This is a genomic window from Mycoplasma yeatsii GM274B (assembly GCF_000875755.1).
Taxonomy (GTDB): domain Bacteria; phylum Bacillota_I; class Bacilli_A; order Mycoplasmatales; family Mycoplasmataceae; genus Mycoplasma; species Mycoplasma yeatsii.
This window is the reverse complement of record NZ_CP007520.1, coordinates 653,915-670,042: the sequence shown is the minus strand read 5'-3', so window position 1 is coordinate 670,042 and position 16,128 is coordinate 653,915. Positions and strand designations below refer to the sequence as shown.

General features: G+C 25.7%; 14 protein-coding genes and 1 tRNA gene. 13 read left to right on the top strand and 2 right to left on the bottom strand.

From position 1 onward, the window contains the following. The first annotated feature begins 10 nt into the window (after positions 1-10). The 11 genes from arcC to MYE_RS02790 all read left to right on the top strand — a co-directional run bounded on the left by arcC (position 11) and on the right by MYE_RS02790 (position 11,023). On the top strand, positions 11-943 hold the full coding sequence (gene arcC / locus MYE_RS02840; protein WP_042733452.1) for a carbamate kinase: 933 nt from the start codon (positions 11-13) through the stop codon (positions 941-943). Between the two features lie 160 nt (positions 944-1,103). Next, positions 1,104-1,194: transfer RNA gene (locus MYE_RS02835), tRNA-Ser, on the top strand. A gap of 95 nt (positions 1,195-1,289) precedes the next feature. Beyond that, a complete protein-coding gene (locus MYE_RS02830) occupies positions 1,290-1,973 on the top strand; it encodes a hypothetical protein (protein ID WP_042733451.1) in 684 nt (227 codons plus the stop codon). After that, the gene (gene proS, locus MYE_RS02825; RefSeq protein ID WP_042733450.1) at positions 1,954-3,378 is read left to right on the top strand and encodes a proline--tRNA ligase; all 1,425 of its coding nucleotides are present in this window, start codon (positions 1,954-1,956) and stop codon (positions 3,376-3,378) included. Before MYE_RS02830 ends, proS begins: the two co-directional genes overlap by 20 nt. Positions 3,379-3,390: 12 nt before the next feature. Next, the gene (locus tag MYE_RS02820; protein WP_042733449.1) at positions 3,391-4,053 is read left to right on the top strand and encodes a ribonuclease H1 domain-containing protein; all 663 of its coding nucleotides are present in this window, start codon (positions 3,391-3,393) and stop codon (positions 4,051-4,053) included. A gap of 1 nt (position 4,054) precedes the next feature. Then, positions 4,055-5,008 (top strand): alpha/beta hydrolase, encoded by a 954-nt coding sequence (locus tag MYE_RS02815; RefSeq protein ID WP_042733448.1) that lies wholly within the window; start codon positions 4,055-4,057, stop codon positions 5,006-5,008. Between the two features lie 14 nt (positions 5,009-5,022). Beyond that, on the top strand, positions 5,023-6,825 hold the full coding sequence (gene lepA / locus MYE_RS02810) for a translation elongation factor 4 (protein ID WP_042733447.1): 1,803 nt from the start codon (positions 5,023-5,025) through the stop codon (positions 6,823-6,825). 50 nt (positions 6,826-6,875) lie between these two features. Then, positions 6,876-7,652 (top strand): hypothetical protein, encoded by a 777-nt coding sequence (locus MYE_RS02805; protein ID WP_042733446.1) that lies wholly within the window; start codon positions 6,876-6,878, stop codon positions 7,650-7,652. A 182-nt stretch (positions 7,653-7,834) separates the two neighbouring features. Further along, entirely contained in the window at positions 7,835-8,851 is a 1,017-nt protein-coding gene (gap, locus tag MYE_RS02800; protein ID WP_042733445.1) for a type I glyceraldehyde-3-phosphate dehydrogenase, read from the top strand. 106 nt (positions 8,852-8,957) lie between these two features. Then, a complete protein-coding gene (locus MYE_RS02795; protein ID WP_042733444.1) occupies positions 8,958-10,172 on the top strand; it encodes a phosphoglycerate kinase in 1,215 nt (404 codons plus the stop codon). Between the two features lie 59 nt (positions 10,173-10,231). Continuing rightward, positions 10,232-11,023, top strand: coding sequence for a hypothetical protein (locus tag MYE_RS02790; protein ID WP_042733443.1), 792 nt, complete (start codon positions 10,232-10,234; stop codon positions 11,021-11,023). Between the two features lie 25 nt (positions 11,024-11,048). On the opposite strand, the gene MYE_RS02785 is transcribed toward MYE_RS02790, so the two are convergent. Both MYE_RS02785 and MYE_RS02780 read right to left on the bottom strand, forming a co-directional pair. After that, positions 11,049-12,020: a hypothetical protein gene (locus MYE_RS02785; RefSeq protein WP_042733442.1), complete on the bottom strand. Its 972-nt coding sequence runs from the start codon at positions 12,018-12,020 to the stop codon at positions 11,049-11,051. 148 nt (positions 12,021-12,168) lie between these two features. Then, positions 12,169-13,998, bottom strand: coding sequence for a ribonuclease J (locus MYE_RS02780; protein WP_042733441.1), 1,830 nt, complete (start codon positions 13,996-13,998; stop codon positions 12,169-12,171). A 297-nt stretch (positions 13,999-14,295) separates the two neighbouring features. Between MYE_RS02780 and MYE_RS02775 the strand changes: the two genes are divergently transcribed. Continuing rightward, positions 14,296-15,237, top strand: a complete 942-nt coding sequence (locus MYE_RS02775; RefSeq protein WP_042733440.1) for a hypothetical protein — start codon at positions 14,296-14,298, stop codon at positions 15,235-15,237. Positions 15,238-15,256: 19 nt separating this feature from the next. Beyond that, positions 15,257-16,096 carry a hypothetical protein gene (locus MYE_RS02770; RefSeq protein ID WP_042733439.1) on the top strand — a complete coding sequence of 280 codons (840 nt, stop codon included), beginning with the start codon at positions 15,257-15,259 and terminating at the stop codon, positions 16,094-16,096. Positions 16,097-16,128: the final 32 nt, after the last annotated feature.

Below are 16,128 nucleotides of genomic sequence, written 5' to 3'. Positions count from 1 at the left end.
GGAGAAAAAAATGGCAAAAATAGTTATTGCAGTTGGTGGAAACGCTTTAGGAAACACACCAATAGAACAAAAAGAAATAGTTAAAAACACAGCTAAATCACTTGTAGATTTCATTGAACAAGGTAATGATATTGTAATAGTTCATGGAAACGGTCCACAAGTTGGGATGATTAATAATGCTTTTGATATCGCTAATAAAAACGATTCAAAATCTCCAATTGTTGATTTTCCTGAATGTGGAGCTATGAGCCAAGGATACATTGGATATCACTTACAACAAGCAATTGATAATGAAATAAAATCAAGAAAATTAAACAAACACATTGCAAGTATAGTTACTCAAACTTTAGTAGATAAAAACGATCCTGCATTCTTAAAACCAACAAAACCAATCGGTTCATTTATGAGTGAACAAGAAGCTAAAACATTAGCAGAACAAAACTCATGAACTGTTGTTGAAGATGCTGGAAGAGGATGAAGAAGAGTTATCGCTTCACCAAAACCAATTGATATTGTTGAAAAAGAAATTTTATTACAGTTAATCAACAATTCATTTATTACAATCGCTGGTGGAGGTGGAGGAATACCTGTTTATCTAGAAAATGATAAATTAACAGGTATTGCTGCAGTTATCGATAAAGACTTCGCTGCTGCTAAAATTGCTGAGATAATTGATGCTGAAAGTTTAATTATTCTAACTGCTGTTGATAAAGTTATGATTAATTACAAAAAACCAAATCAAGAATCATTAGATTCAATAACATTACAACAAGCTGAAGAATATATTTCACAAGGTCATTTTGCAGCAGGTTCAATGCTTCCAAAAATTGAAGCTGCTATGTCATTTGTTCAACAAACTAAGGGTAAACCTGCATATATAGGTTCACTAGAACAAGCAGACAAAGTTTTACAAGGATTAAGTGGAACAAAATTTACTAAATAATATAATAAAAGTTCAAATTTAATTTGAACTTTTTATTTTGAAAAATTAACTTATTTAACACCATCACTTTGCTTGTACTTACTACAAAATTAAAAACTTAGTATTTTATAGTTTTATTTAATGCTTTTTTATGTAATAATTATAAAGTAACAAAAAATATGGGTTAATACTCAAGTTGGTGAAGAGGACACCCTGCTAAGGTGTTAGGTCGGTTACCCGGCGCGAGAGTTCGAGTCTCTCTTAACCCGCCATTTTAGAATAAAAACAAGACTGCTTAGCAGTCTTTTTTATTTTTTAAATCTTAAAAAAATATTATAATTAATAAAGAAAGAATCGGTAAAAACAAATGGATAAGAAAAAAGGTCGCTTTAAATATAAAATTAAAGAATTTAATAAAGAAAAAACAAAAGAACTTTTATCAAGATTAAAGATTTGAAAAACTAATAGTGACCTTATTAGACATAATTACTTTGACAATCTTTTAAAATCTTTTTTTATCTCAAAAGAAAGTGAAAAGAAAACTATTATCGATTTATTTGAAAAGAAAAATATTGAATATTTTTTATTCTATACTGATCATAAAAATTGACAAAATATCTTAGATTATGGTATTCGTCCAGTTAGACAATTGATTTTAAAACCTAAAGAAGAATATGTTGTATGAACTTATCAACAAAAAGAACATACAATCTCATTAGAATTTGATGTTTCAACAAGAGCTCACTTTTGAAAATGAATGAGCGATTCTGGATTTAACCCTAAAGATGTTATGATAATAGGAATCAATCCTAAATATTTAGCTAAAATAACTAAAAAAGATTGAATTTGAGATAGATCTAAATCTATGGCTATTATTTCAGAAGAAATTCAAGTTGAAGCTATAGATTGAATTATGATTAGAAACTATGAAATTTATAGAAAAGCACAACAAGCAATTGATAAATCAGGATTAAAAATCACATTATATTTTGGTACTGATGGAATTGTAAAAGAAGAAAGTAGGAGAAAAAATGGCAAAACAATTAGATAAAATAACACCACGTAATATTGATTTTTCAAAATGATATACAGATACTGTAATTAATGCAAAATTAGCAAGTTATGGACCAGTAAAAGGTACAATGATTTTCAGACCTTATGGATATGCTATTTGAGAATTAATTCAAAAACAATTAGATGCTGAATTTAAAAAAATGAAAGTACAAAATGTTTACTTTCCAGTTTTAATTCCTGAATCATTATTTAATAAAGAAAAAGAACATATTGATGGATTTTCTCCTGAAATTGCAACAGTTACAAGAGTTGGAGATAAACAATTAGAAGAAGCTTTATTCATAAGACCAACTAGTGAAGTTTTAATGATGGATTTTTTCAGTAAAGAAGTTAATTCATATAGAGATTTACCTCTAATTTATAATCAATGATGTAACGTTATGCGTTGAGAAAAAACTACTCGTCCATTCTTAAGAACTAGTGAATTTTTATGACAAGAAGGACACACAGTTCACAACTCATATCAAGAAGCTGAACAATTCACATTAAAAGCTTTACAGGTTTATAAAGATTTTGCTCAAAATGTTTTATTACTTCCAGTTATAACAGGTAAAAAAACTGAAAAAGAAAAATTCGCAGGAGCTCAAGATACTTATACAATTGAATCATTAATGTTTGATGGACAAGCTTTACAATGTGGAACTTCTCACTTTTTTGCAGATAACTTTTCAAAAGTTTATGATATAAAATTCCAAAATAAAGAAGGAAAATTAGAACACGCTTATTCAACTAGTTGAGGAGTTTCAACACGTTTAATTGGAGCTATTATTATGACTCATAGTGATGATAACGGTTTAGTTTTACCAAGCTTAATTTCGCCAACTCAAGTTCAAATTATCCAAGTAAAAAACACAGATGAAGTTGTAAAAGTTTCAAACGAATTAAAAGAACAATTATCTGAATATAGAGTTGATATTGATGATACAGATAAAAGTTTTGGATTCAAAATAAGTGAAGCAGAAATCAAAGGAATTCCAATTAGAATTGAAATAGGACCTAGAGATTTAGAAAATAATCAAGTAACAATTTCAAGACGTGATGAACAAACTAATAAAGTTAAAGTAGATATAAAAGATGTAGTTAATGTTGTAAATCAAATGATTAAAGATTATGATAAAGCACTATACAACAAAGCTTTAGAAAATAGAAAAAACAAAACTTCTAAAGCTGATACAATTGAACAATACATTGAAATATTAAAAGAAAATCAAGGATTTGTTCTAGTTCCATTCTGTGGAAGAATTGAATGTGAAAATGAAGTAAAACAAAAAACTTCAACAAATTCTAGATGTATTGCTTTTGATGTAGAACAAACTAAATCAAAATGCTTTAACTGTAAACAAGATTCAGAATTACAAGTATATTTTGCTAGAGCTTACTAGTGAGGTTTTATTATGAGTAAACAAAAATTTTATGTAGTTAGAAAAGGAAAAAAACCAGGGATATATTTAACTTGATCTGAAGCTAAAGCTCAAGTTGAAAATTTTTCTAATGCTGAATATAAATCATTTACAACTGAAAAAGAAGCATTAGAATATATGAAATCAAATTCATCAACTAAGCTAGATCAAAAATCAAATTCATCAAATAAATTAAGTAAAGTTATTAGACCAAATAGTGATACTGCTGCTGTTGCTTATACTGATGGTAGTTATAGCGTTAAAGATAATACTTATTCTTTAGGAGCTGTTATTTTACTTAAAGATAAAGAAATTCATATATCTCAAAGATTTGATGATAACACAATTGCTAGTCTTAGAAATGTTGCTGGAGAAGTGTTAGCTGCAATTCAAGTAATTAATTTTTGTTTAGATCATAATATTAAAAACTTAAAAATTTGTCATGATTATCAAGGAGTTAGCAAGTGAATAACAAAAGAGTGAGAAACTAAAATTGACTTTACTAAAAAATATAAACAATTTGTTGATAATCAAAAATCAAAAATCAATATTTCATTCGAGTGAGTAAAAGCACACAATAATAATAAATATAATGAATTAGCAGACCAACTAGCTAATAATGCCACATTTGATTTAGTTATAAAAGAGGTTAAATAATATGAAATCAAGTCAGTTGATTAATAATTTCCAAATTCAATCAGTAGATGGTAGTGAAATAAAAACTTATTTATGAAATGACACTAAAAAACCAAAAGCAGTTATACATTTAATTGCTACTGGTACTGAATCAGTTAAAAGTTATAGTGAATTTGCAAAAAGAATGAATAAACAAAATATAATAGTAGTTTGTTCTGAACAACGTGGTTTTTCAAAAAGTAAAAAAGATAAAAATACTCAAGATGATAACGTGTTTTTCAGTTATTTTAATGGTTGACAACTTGTTGTTGAAGATTTAAAATCAGTAAATAATTTTATTAAGAAAACTTATAAACACTTACCTTTATATTTAGTTGGTCATTCTCTAGCAACAGTATTTGCAAAAGCTTATGCTATTAAATATTCTGAAACAATTGACGGATTAATATTTTCATCATTTATTGAATTTAATTTAGCTTCTTTATTATCAAACAATCTTTTATTATTATTAATCGAACTATTTTCAGGTAAAAAATATGCTTGTAATTTTAAAAAAATATCATATTTAAATAACTTCACTAAAGTAATGAAAAAATATCGCAATATTGAAAATGATGATATTTTAGAAAAATATATAGATCTTAGCCAAGATCCATTGCTAAGTAAGACATTTACCGTTTCAGCTTTACGTGATGTTTATAAATGTATGCTATTTAATAGTTATGTAAATAATATAAAATTTATTAGACAAGACCTACCAATTCTAATTCTAGCTAACAATAATGAGTATAAAACTGCTCAAAGATACACTAAAATGTCAGAAACTTTATTAAAAACATTATTAAAAAATGATTGTTTTGCACACTATGTAATGTTTAACAACACAAAAGATAAAGTATTTAGTAAACAAGCTAATAAAGAATTAGAAGATAATATCAATTTATTTATAGATAAATACAATAAAAAGTATATATAACAGAAAGGAATAATATGGATAAATCTAGAATAAGAAACTTTAGTATTATTGCTCATATCGATCATGGTAAGTCAACTTTAGCTGATCGTATTTTAGAATTAACTGAAACTGTTGAAAAACGCGAAATGCAAAATCAGCTTTTAGATTCTATGGATATTGAGCGTGAGAGAGGAATAACAATTAAACTAAACTCAGTTCAATTAAAATATACTAGTAAAAATAATCAAGAATATATTTTTAACTTAATTGACACACCAGGTCATGTTGATTTTACATATGAAGTTTCAAGAAGTTTAGCTGCATGTGAAGGAGCTATTTTAGTTGTTGATGCTACTCAAGGAGTTGAAGCTCAAACTTTAGCTAACGTTTATTTAGCTATAGATAATAATTTAGAAATTATTCCTGTTATTAATAAAGTTGATTTAGCTAGTGCTGATGTTGATAGAGTTAAAGAACAAATAGAAGAAATTATTGGTTTAGATTGTAGTGACGCACCTTTAATTTCAGCTAAAACTGGATTAAATGTTGAACAAGTATTAGAAGCTATTGTTGAAAAAATTCCAGCACCAAATGATGCTGAAGATGATAAACCATTAAAAGCTTTAATTTTTGATAGTTATTATGATAAATATCTAGGTGTTGTTATGTCAATTAGACTAAAACAAGGAACTATTAAAGTTGGAGATAAAATTAAATTAATGTCTACTGGAGCTGAATATGAAGTTAACTCACTAGGAATTAAAACTCCAAAAATAGTTAAAAAAGATATGTTAGAAGCGGGAGAAGTAGGATGAATTTCAGCTTCAATTAAAACTATTAAAGATGTTAACGTTGGAGATACTATAACAAGTGTTAATAATCCGGCATCTGAACCTTTAGAAGGTTATAAGAAATTAAAACCAATGGTATATTGTGGAATTTATCCAATTGATACTAACAAATATCAAGACTTTAAAGAAGCTTTAGAAAAAATTGAATTATCAGATTCTTCTTTAGTTTATGAACCTGAAACTAGTCAAGCATTAGGGTTCGGTTTTAGATGTGGATTTTTAGGTTTATTACATATGGAAGTTATTCAAGAAAGATTAGAAAGAGAATACAATCTTGAACTAATCGCAACTGCACCAAGCGTTATTTATAAAGTACATTTAACAAATGGTGACATTTTAGAATTAGATAATCCTGCTAAATTACCTGATGCACAAAGAATTAAAAAAATAGAAGAACCATTTGTAGAAATTAGAATCGCAACTCCAGTTGACTATATTGGTGATTTAATGAACTTATGTCAAAACAAATTAGGAGTTTATAAAGATATGGAAATTATTGATAATACAAGACGTGTACTTATTTATCAAATGCCATTAGCTGAAATTATTTTTGACTTTTTCAATAAGTTAAAATCAATTTCTAGAGGTTATGCTTCTTTTGAATATGAATTAATAGGGTACAAAGAATCAAAATTAGTTCGTATGGATATTAAGTTAAATGGTGATATGGTTGATGCATTTTCTATGATAGTTAACCAAAAATTTGCTTACCAAAGAGGAGCTGCTTTAACTTTAAAATTAAAAGAGTTAATCCCAAGACAAAACTTTGAAGTGCCAGTTCAAGCTACAATTGGAAATAAAGTAATTGCAAGAGAAACAATAAAAGCGTATCGAAAAGATGTTACTTGAAAACTACACGCTGCTGATAAATCAAGACGTAAAAAACTTCTAGAAAAACAAAAAGAAGGTAAAAAGAAAATGAAAGAAATTGGTTCAGTAGAAGTTCCACAAGAAGCATTTATTGCTGTTTTAAAATTAGATGATTAATTTTTATAAAAAATAACCTAATACTATATTGTAGAAAGAGAGGACAAAAAATGTTTAAATACGACGATGCATTAAAAAAAATTGTTGATGACGAACTACTAATTATAGTAGACGCAGCACAATCACAACCTGATTTTTTGTACTCACTAAGATCAAAGTGAAAAGATCTGAATGACTTTAAAAAATTTGAAAATTGAATTGAAGAATCATTTCCAACAATTAAAGCCATTTTTATTTCTGAAACTAATAAACCAGATGAAGACTACAATGAATTACTTTTAGTTAGGTTAAAAACGCTTTTAAAAGTTGAAAGAGAATTTTTAGAAACATATCAAAACTTACAATTAAAAGATAACAATTATGATCATGTTAACGAATTTGGAGTAGATATTAAAATTAGAAATTCTTTTTATGAATTAGTCACTCAATATACTAAAAACTTTATTGAAGAATTAAAAATCACAAAGAATATAAAAGAATTCGATTTTTTCTCAGGCAAACTTTTAGAATCATTTATTAGAATATTAAAAGCAGATACTGTTTCTGATTGTATTGATAAAGTTTATTCTACAGAAGAAATTCTATCTGATTTTATTGATGCTGTTGAAGAAAGAGATTTTGAATTATTACCACATGAAATTGTTGATGCTAATAATTTTCTAACTTTTATAATTTATGTTCAAACAATTATTTATTATTTAATTTTAATTTATGAGACTTTAGAATTTATAGAATTACAAAAAATCGGAATAGAAGATTATGAAAACAAACTATATTATTCTGAAAGAAATGACCAAATAGAAATTATCAAAACAATTATTAAATAAATGAGCAATTATAAATTTGCTCATTTTTAATATCTCATCTCTTTTACTTACAAAGTCTTTTGCATAATTAACATTAAAATAATCAAAAAAGAAATTTATTGCTAAGTTATGTTGCTCGAACACTTTAAAAAAGTAAAAAAAATAATATAATTAACTTGTTATATTTGATAGGAGAGAAAATTATGTCAAAAAAAGTTGCAATTAATGGATTCGGAAGAATTGGACGTTTAACATTTAGAAGATTATTTGAAAAAGGTGTTGACATCGTTGCTATTAATGACTTGACAGAAACAAAATCATTAGCTTATTTATTAGAATTTGATACAGCTCATGGATTATTCTGTGAAGGAGAAATTTCATATACTGATAATTCAATCATTGTAAAAGGAAAAGAAATTAAAATCTTTGCTGAAAAAGATGCTGCTAACCTTCCTTGAGGTGAATTAGGTATTGATCTAGTTATTGAATCAACTGGATTCTATACAGATAAAGAAAAAGCTTCTGCACACATTAAAGCTGGAGCTAAAAAAGTTGTTATCTCAGCACCAGCAACAGGTGATTTAAAAACTGTTGTTTATGGTGTAAACCACCAAGACTTAACTTCAGAAGATGTTATTATTTCTGGAGCTTCATGTACAACAAACTGTTTAGCACCAATGGCTAAAGTGTTAGATGACGCATTTACAATCGAAAAAGGATTCATGACTACAGTTCACGCTGTAACTAATGACCAAAAATTATTAGACTTACCTCATAAAGACTTACGTAGAGGACGTGCTGCTTCTTGAAATATTATTCCATCAACAACTGGAGCTGCAAGAGCTGTTAGCTTAGTATTACCAAACTTAAAAGGTAAATTAGATGGATACGCATTACGTGTTCCTACAATTACAGGTTCAATTACTGATTTAACTGTTGAATTCAAAACTCAAGGATTAACAATTGAGCAAATTAACAATGCAATTAAAACTGCATTAGACAACGACGCTGAGTTAGCTCAAGCAATGAAATATGTAACTTTACCAATCGTTTCATCAGATACTATCGGTTCAAACTATGGTTCAATTTTTGATGCAACATTAACAAAAATTATGGACGTTGACGGAAGACAAATGGTTAAAGTTTGTTCATGATACGACAACGAAAGTTCATATGTTTCACAATTAGTAAGAACTATAAATTACTTCATGGGATTATAATAAAAACCAAAATTAGAGAACTTGCATTCAAAAACTATGTAAGTTCTTCTTTTAATTTAAATTTTACAAATAGTTAAAAACTTAAAAAAAGGAGAAAAGTAAAATAATGAATTACGACAATAAAAAAACATTACATGATATTGATGTAAATAATAAAACAGTTTTAGTTCGTGTTGATTTTAATGTTCCGCTAGATAAAGGTGTGATTACTGATGATAATCGTATTCAAGCTGCATTACCAACAATTAAATATTTAATTGAACAAAATGCAAAAATCGTTTTATTTTCACACTTATCAAGAATTAAATCAGAAGAAGATAAACAAAAAAAATCATTAAAACCAGTTGCTCAAAAATTATCAGAGTTATTAAATCAAGAAGTAATTTTTATTCCAGTTACAAGAGGAAAAGAATTAGAAGAAGCAGTATCTAATTTAGAATCAAAACAAGTTATCTTAGTTGAAAACACACGTTTTGAAGATGTAGTTAATAATGAAGTTGTTAAAAATGAATCAAAAAACAATGATGAATTAGGAAAATATTGAGCTAGTTTAGGTGAAGTTTTTGTTAATGATGCATTCGGTACAGCTCACCGTGCACACGCTTCAAACGTTGGAATCGCTTCAAACATCAAAACTTCAGCTATCGGATTTTTAGTTCAAAAAGAATTAGAAATGTTAACAGAAGGAATTGAACGTCCACAAAGACCATTCTTAGCTATTTTAGGTGGAGCTAAAGTTTCAGATAAAATTGGAGTTATTGAAAACTTATTACCAAAAGTTGACAAAATTTTAATTGGTGGAGGAATGAGTTATACATTCTTTAAAGCTTTAGGAAGAACAATCGGAACTTCGTTAGTTGAAGATGATAAGGTTGAATTAGCTAAACAATACTTAGAAAAAGCTAACGGAAAAATTTCAGTTCCAATTGATGTGGCATGTAACACTGATTTTGCTGACACTGCACCAACTTATTTTGAAAATAATATTCCAGATGACTGAATGGGAATGGATGCAGGTCCTAAAACAATCGAAGCTTATAAAAAAATAATTTCAGAAGCTAAAACAATTATATGAAATGGACCACTTGGAGTTTTTGAATTCAAAAACTATGAAAACGGAACAAACTCAATTTGTAAAGCTGTTGCTGAGCAAACTAAAAAAGGAGCATTCACTTTAATCGGTGGTGGAGATAGTGCGGCTGCTGCTATTAAATTAGGATTTAAAGAAGACTTTACTTGAATTTCTACTGGTGGAGGAGCATCATTAGGATTTATGGAAGGTAAAGAATTACCAGGAATCGCTTCAATTCAAGATAAATAATTTTACTAAAAGCACCTTGTGGTGCTTTTGTTTTATAATATTTTAAAAGGAAAGTATAAATGTTTAAGATAAAGAAAATAAAACCTAAGGTATTAAATTTATTAGACACATATTGAATTACTAATTTTTATATATTAGATGATTTTATGTACGTTATTGATGATAAAAATAATTTGTTTTCAATTAAAAACGAACAAGTATTAGAAAATTTAAGAACAAATATTCACACAAACAAGTTTTTAATAAACCCTTTATCAGGAAATATTATCGAAAGAAAAGAAAGTGAGTTAATCTTTTTAAATAACTTGAATCAACAAATAATAAATTTAAGTTTAATAAACAATCAATTATATATAACAACTTTAGTTGAAAATAAAACCTTGAATTATAAATTTAAAAATAATGAAATTAAATTATTAGATGAATTTAATAATAAATTAATATTTGTAGAGCAAAATAACGAATTAATTTATAAAGACTGAATAAACAAACAAAATAGCTTAAATCTAGATTTTGATATTAAAAAAATATTTATAAATAACAATGTAATTTTTATAGTTTCAGATAATGAACTTTATATGATAAAAGATTCTAAACTAGAAAAAATCTATTCATCAGATAAAAGAATTCAAGCTTGTAAATTTGATGAATCTTCAGTTATTATTTCAGATATGAGTTTAGATAAAACATTTTGTTATAATTTTGTTTTAAATAAAAATGTAAATAATATTTCTAAAAAATTCTACTATAGATTAGATTGTTATGATCGAAAATTTATTGTTGGAAAAACATTATATGATCATGACAAACACATTAATTACTACTTACCTTTAGAGTTTATATACATATAAAAAATGAGTCCTAAGACTCATTTTATTATCTTCTATTTGCTAAAACTTGTTCTCTTTCTTTTAATCTATCATAAACTCTAATTTTAACTATTCCATCTCTTTGTCAAATTCCACGAATTGTTTCTGCAATTATTCTCATTAAGAACAATACATATATAATTTGTAAAATAATACGTACTAAAGTAAACAATACTCTAAAGAATTTTAAAGGATCACTATCTGAAGAAAGTTCTTTAAATAAATCTGCTAGTCCACCTAATAATCTTAATAATGATGCTAACATAACAAATGCTAATTCAATTGTAGTTAATATTAAGTAGAAGTAAGCAAACACTCTCATAGCTTTAGAAGTTGAAGTGTCACCTTCAAATTGTTCTTGTGAATTTTTATTATAATAAAGAATTATTGTAGGAAGTCCTATTAATATAAATAAAACTGAGATTGAAATTGAAACGATTGTTGGAACGTAAAATGGATTTGATTGATTGAAAGCACTTAGAATATCTCCATTAGTTGCTTTGTGTAATTGTCATATTAAAGTTGATAAAAATATTATAGAACCAACAGATGTTATAACTGAAAAGACTCTAGATAAGAATCATTTTGGTTTAATAGTAGATTCTGTTTGAATATTTGGTAAACTTGTTAAAAGTCAAGGTGTTAAAAATCCACCAACATTTAAACTTAATGAAGCAAGTATATATCTATTTGATATAAATTCATCATCACTTGATTTTTTTAAAAATCTAACAATTACAAAAGCTGTAGCTATTGTTCTTCATAAAGAATAAGTAACAATAGCAAATAATATTGGAATACCTAATTTATATTCAGGTATTATTTTGCTGTAATCCATTTTACTTAATAAAGTTAATGAATAAACTAAACCAATAACAGCTAACAATGAACCAAATACTTGAGCAAACATAATTCATCCTTTAGTTAATATAAATCTACCTGAATGAGGGTTTACTCTATAACCGGCGTTGTTACTCATAGAAAATCTCCTTTCTTTATTTGAGTTATTCTACATTAAAAATTATACAAAAAAATAACAAACTATTATCAATAAAATAAAACTTTATTCTTAAACAAAATGAACCTTTAAATTAAAACAAAAAAACAGCAAAAGCTGTTTTTATTTGTTAAGATTTTTTATTTAAAATAACTGGAATTATTAATGGATTTCTTCTTTTTTCTTTGAAAATATAAGGACTTAATGAAGATTTTATCGCTTTTTTAATAGCTCCAAATGTTGGTTTCGGACTAGATAAAACTTCATTAACTGCATTTGTAACTATTGAAATTGATTCACCAATAATTGCTCCTGAATCTTTTACATAAAAACTACCTCTAGAAATAATTCTTGGTTGAGCAATTAAAGTGTTTGTTTGAGAATCAATTGAAACAACAACAGCAATTAATCCATCTTTAGATAAAATATCTCTTTCTCTAATAACATTACTTGCTTGTCCTGTCATATCTTTTCCATCAACATAAACAGCATCAGCTTCTACACGTTTTCCAATTTGAGCTTTTCCTTGTAATAGTTCTAACACATCACCATTAGCCATTACAAACCCATTACCTTTTTCTAAGTTAACACTCTCACCTGTTTCAACATGTTTTTTAAGCATTCTAAATTCACCGTGCATTGGCATAAAGTAATGAGGTCTTACTAAGCTAAATAACAGTTTTTGTTCTTCTTGACTCGCATGACCTGAAGTATGTATTTTTAAATTTGGATTATTTTCAATTACAATAGCCCCAATTCTTGTTAATTTATTTACAAGCTTTTCAACATCAGCTCTGTTTCCTGGAATTGGTGATGATGAGAAAATAACAGTATCACCAGGAATAATATTAATTGACAAGTGTTTTCCACTAGCGATTCTTGAAAGAGCGGCCATAGGTTCACCTTGGCTTCCTGTTGTTAAAATCATAATTTGATTTGGTTTATATTTATCTATATCAGTTGATTTAATAAATTCTTTTTCACTGATTTTTAGGTGACCTAATTGTCTAATCATTTTAATAATTCTTTCAAATGATCTACCAAGAATAACAATTTTTCTACCGTATTTATGAGCAGTTTCAATTATATGTTGAATTCTGTGAACGTTTGATGCGAATGTTGTTAAAAAGATTCTTCCTTTAGCTTGTAAAAATAATTTATCAATATTTTTTATAATATCTCTTTCACCTTGAGTATATCCTTCAACTTCAGCATTAGTTGAATCAGCCATTAATAACTCAATTCCTTGTTCTCCCATTTCAGCTAATTTATTCAATTCAGCAAAATGTCCTAAAGGAGATCAATCAAATTTATAATCTCCAGTTGAAAAAATATTACCGTTTGGAGTTTGAACTAAAATACCAAATGCATCTGGTATTGAGTGGTTTAAAGCGGCAAAACTAACTCTAATATTTTTTGTTGCTCATACATCATCAGCATCATATTCTTTAACAACTGTTTTATCTTGTAATTTATATTCTTTTAATCTATCTCTAATTAACATTGCAGCTAATTTCGGTGCATAAATAACTGGTATTTTTACTTGTTGAACTAAATAATGAATTCCACCAATATGATCTTCATGACCATGAGTTATAAACAATGCTTTTATTTTCTTTTCATTTTCTACTAAATATGAATAATCAGGAATAACTGCATTAACTCCTAACATGTAAGAATCAGGGAATTTAACTCCAGCATCAATCATAATTAATTCATTATCATATTCAATACAATAAGTATTTTTTCCAACTTCTTCTAATCCACCTAATGCAAAAACTTTAGTTGGAATATCAGTTTGTTGATATTTTCTTTTTATTTCTTTTTGTTTGAAAACATAAGGTTTAAATTCTTCTTCATCAATACTAATATTAATTTCATCACCATTATCATCAAAATCTTTTATGTTTTCTAATTCTTGTGTTAAGTTAACGTCTTCTAATTTGTGACTTTTACTCATTTTCAATTCTTTCCTTTCATCTTATAACCATCAGAATAAAATTAATTATTTATATAAATTTATTATCTTTTTTTATTCTCAATTTCATACTAAAAAAATGATATATTCTTAACTAATTTATACCACATAAACAATAAAAACATAAACACAATAACAAATAATTTAACAAATTTTGTATTTAAATCTAGTTACTATAATTGTAAAATAATAATTAATTAAAACATTTAAAAATAAAACTATCATAATTTTTAAATTCAATAATAATTAAAAAAGATTAATAAGTTTTGGAGGTGTTTTATGAACGCTTTATCTTTTATATTAACAAATAATAAATCTTGAACTCAAACTAATTTTGTTTGAATATTAACAACATATCAATCATCATTTTTAGTTATTCAATTAATAATAATGTCTTTAATGAATATATTTGAAAATAAAAAAATTAAAAAAACATTTAGCAATCTAGCTGATTTTACAAAAATAAGTGCTAATGGTATTCATAATGCCGGTAATATGTATGGTATATTTATTCTTTGTTTCATGTTTCAAATACCCGCTTTTATGTCTCAACTTATTCTAAGCACAGAAGGTTATGGAGTTTTTGTATTTATTTGTGCTATTGTTTATGTAATAGTTTCAATCTCTCATCTTGTTTTTCAAATCAAGTTAGATAATAAATTACATATTCAAAAGTTTGAAAAAACAAAATATATAGAACTTAATAGATTAAAAAACTTATATAGAAATGTTAGTTATAAACCTTTTAGAATTAAATATAAAAATAAAGTTATTAAAAGATATGATAAAAGATCTAAATTTATTGAATTCCAACTATTAGTAAAAGAAAAATTTATATTAGAACGCAACAAAGAATTATTATTAAATTTTAAAAAAGAAGATAGAGCTCATATTTTTAAAAATATTACTACTTTGTTTAATGAGATATGTCCTATGCAAAAAATAGATGAATTCTTTTTAGGTGTATTTTATGAATATTTAAAAGTTTGATCATCATTTTTTAATAAAAAAAATAAGAATTTAGAAATTCAAATAATTGATGATGGTCAAATAAAAACTATAAGTGTTGAAGAATTTAAACAAGTTATATTTGAAAATTTATTTGCTTTATTATTTAACAGAAAATCAATTGATAGAAACCTATTTTATCAAGCTAAAAAAGATTGAGAAATTATTGCAAAAGAACGTAGTTTTGATGAATTATTCTTTTATTATTGATAATTAGAAAACAGGTGATTATATGTTTTTTACAATTTTGAATTATTTTTTATTAATTCCTATTTATTTAATAACGTTTTTTGTAATGTTTCGTATTGTTTTAAAAAATATTTCTAGAAAACACGTTGACTCTTTATGTGTTGATTTTTATCAAAAACATATAGATCTAAATAATGTTAGAAAAAGAGTTGTTTGATTAAGTATTAAACTTTGATTTTATTTATTTGTAGCTATTATGTTTGTTTTAGCATTAAACGTTGTTCTTGATACAGGAGCATTTAATTTTAAATTTAGACTTAATGAGGGTTGAATAAGAAGTATTACATATATTATATTTAAATTTCTTTTTAGAACATCAATTTCTAATCAAGCTTATAAAAATCCGTTCTTTATTTTCTTTTGTATATTTGTTATTAGTTGTATTATTCTAGCTATATTTAGTTTTATAAAACTTTTACCAACTAAATCTGAAAAGAAAATATTATTAGAGCATTGAGAAAAATGAAAAACTTTATATTCTAATAGTGAATACAAAAAAATAAATATGAAATTTCAATCAAGTTCAGATTTTAAAAAACCAAAAGGTGAACCTGATAAATTAAAAGACCAACAAATAAAAATTAAAGGTATTTTTACTAATAAAAATATAAGTGAATTAAAATGTGCATATAGTTTTTTAAACTATTTAGAAAAAAGTTGAGATCTAATTAGTGATGCTGATTTATATAATGCAATTAATCTTTTAGAAAATAATAGTGTAGTTATTATTGATGAAAAAGAATGTAGTGATTATGATCAAATAATTGAAGTTTTAATATCTAATTACTTTTATTTATATTTTAAAAATAAAAATAATAACTAAAACAGATCATTAGATCTGTTTTTAAATTCTAA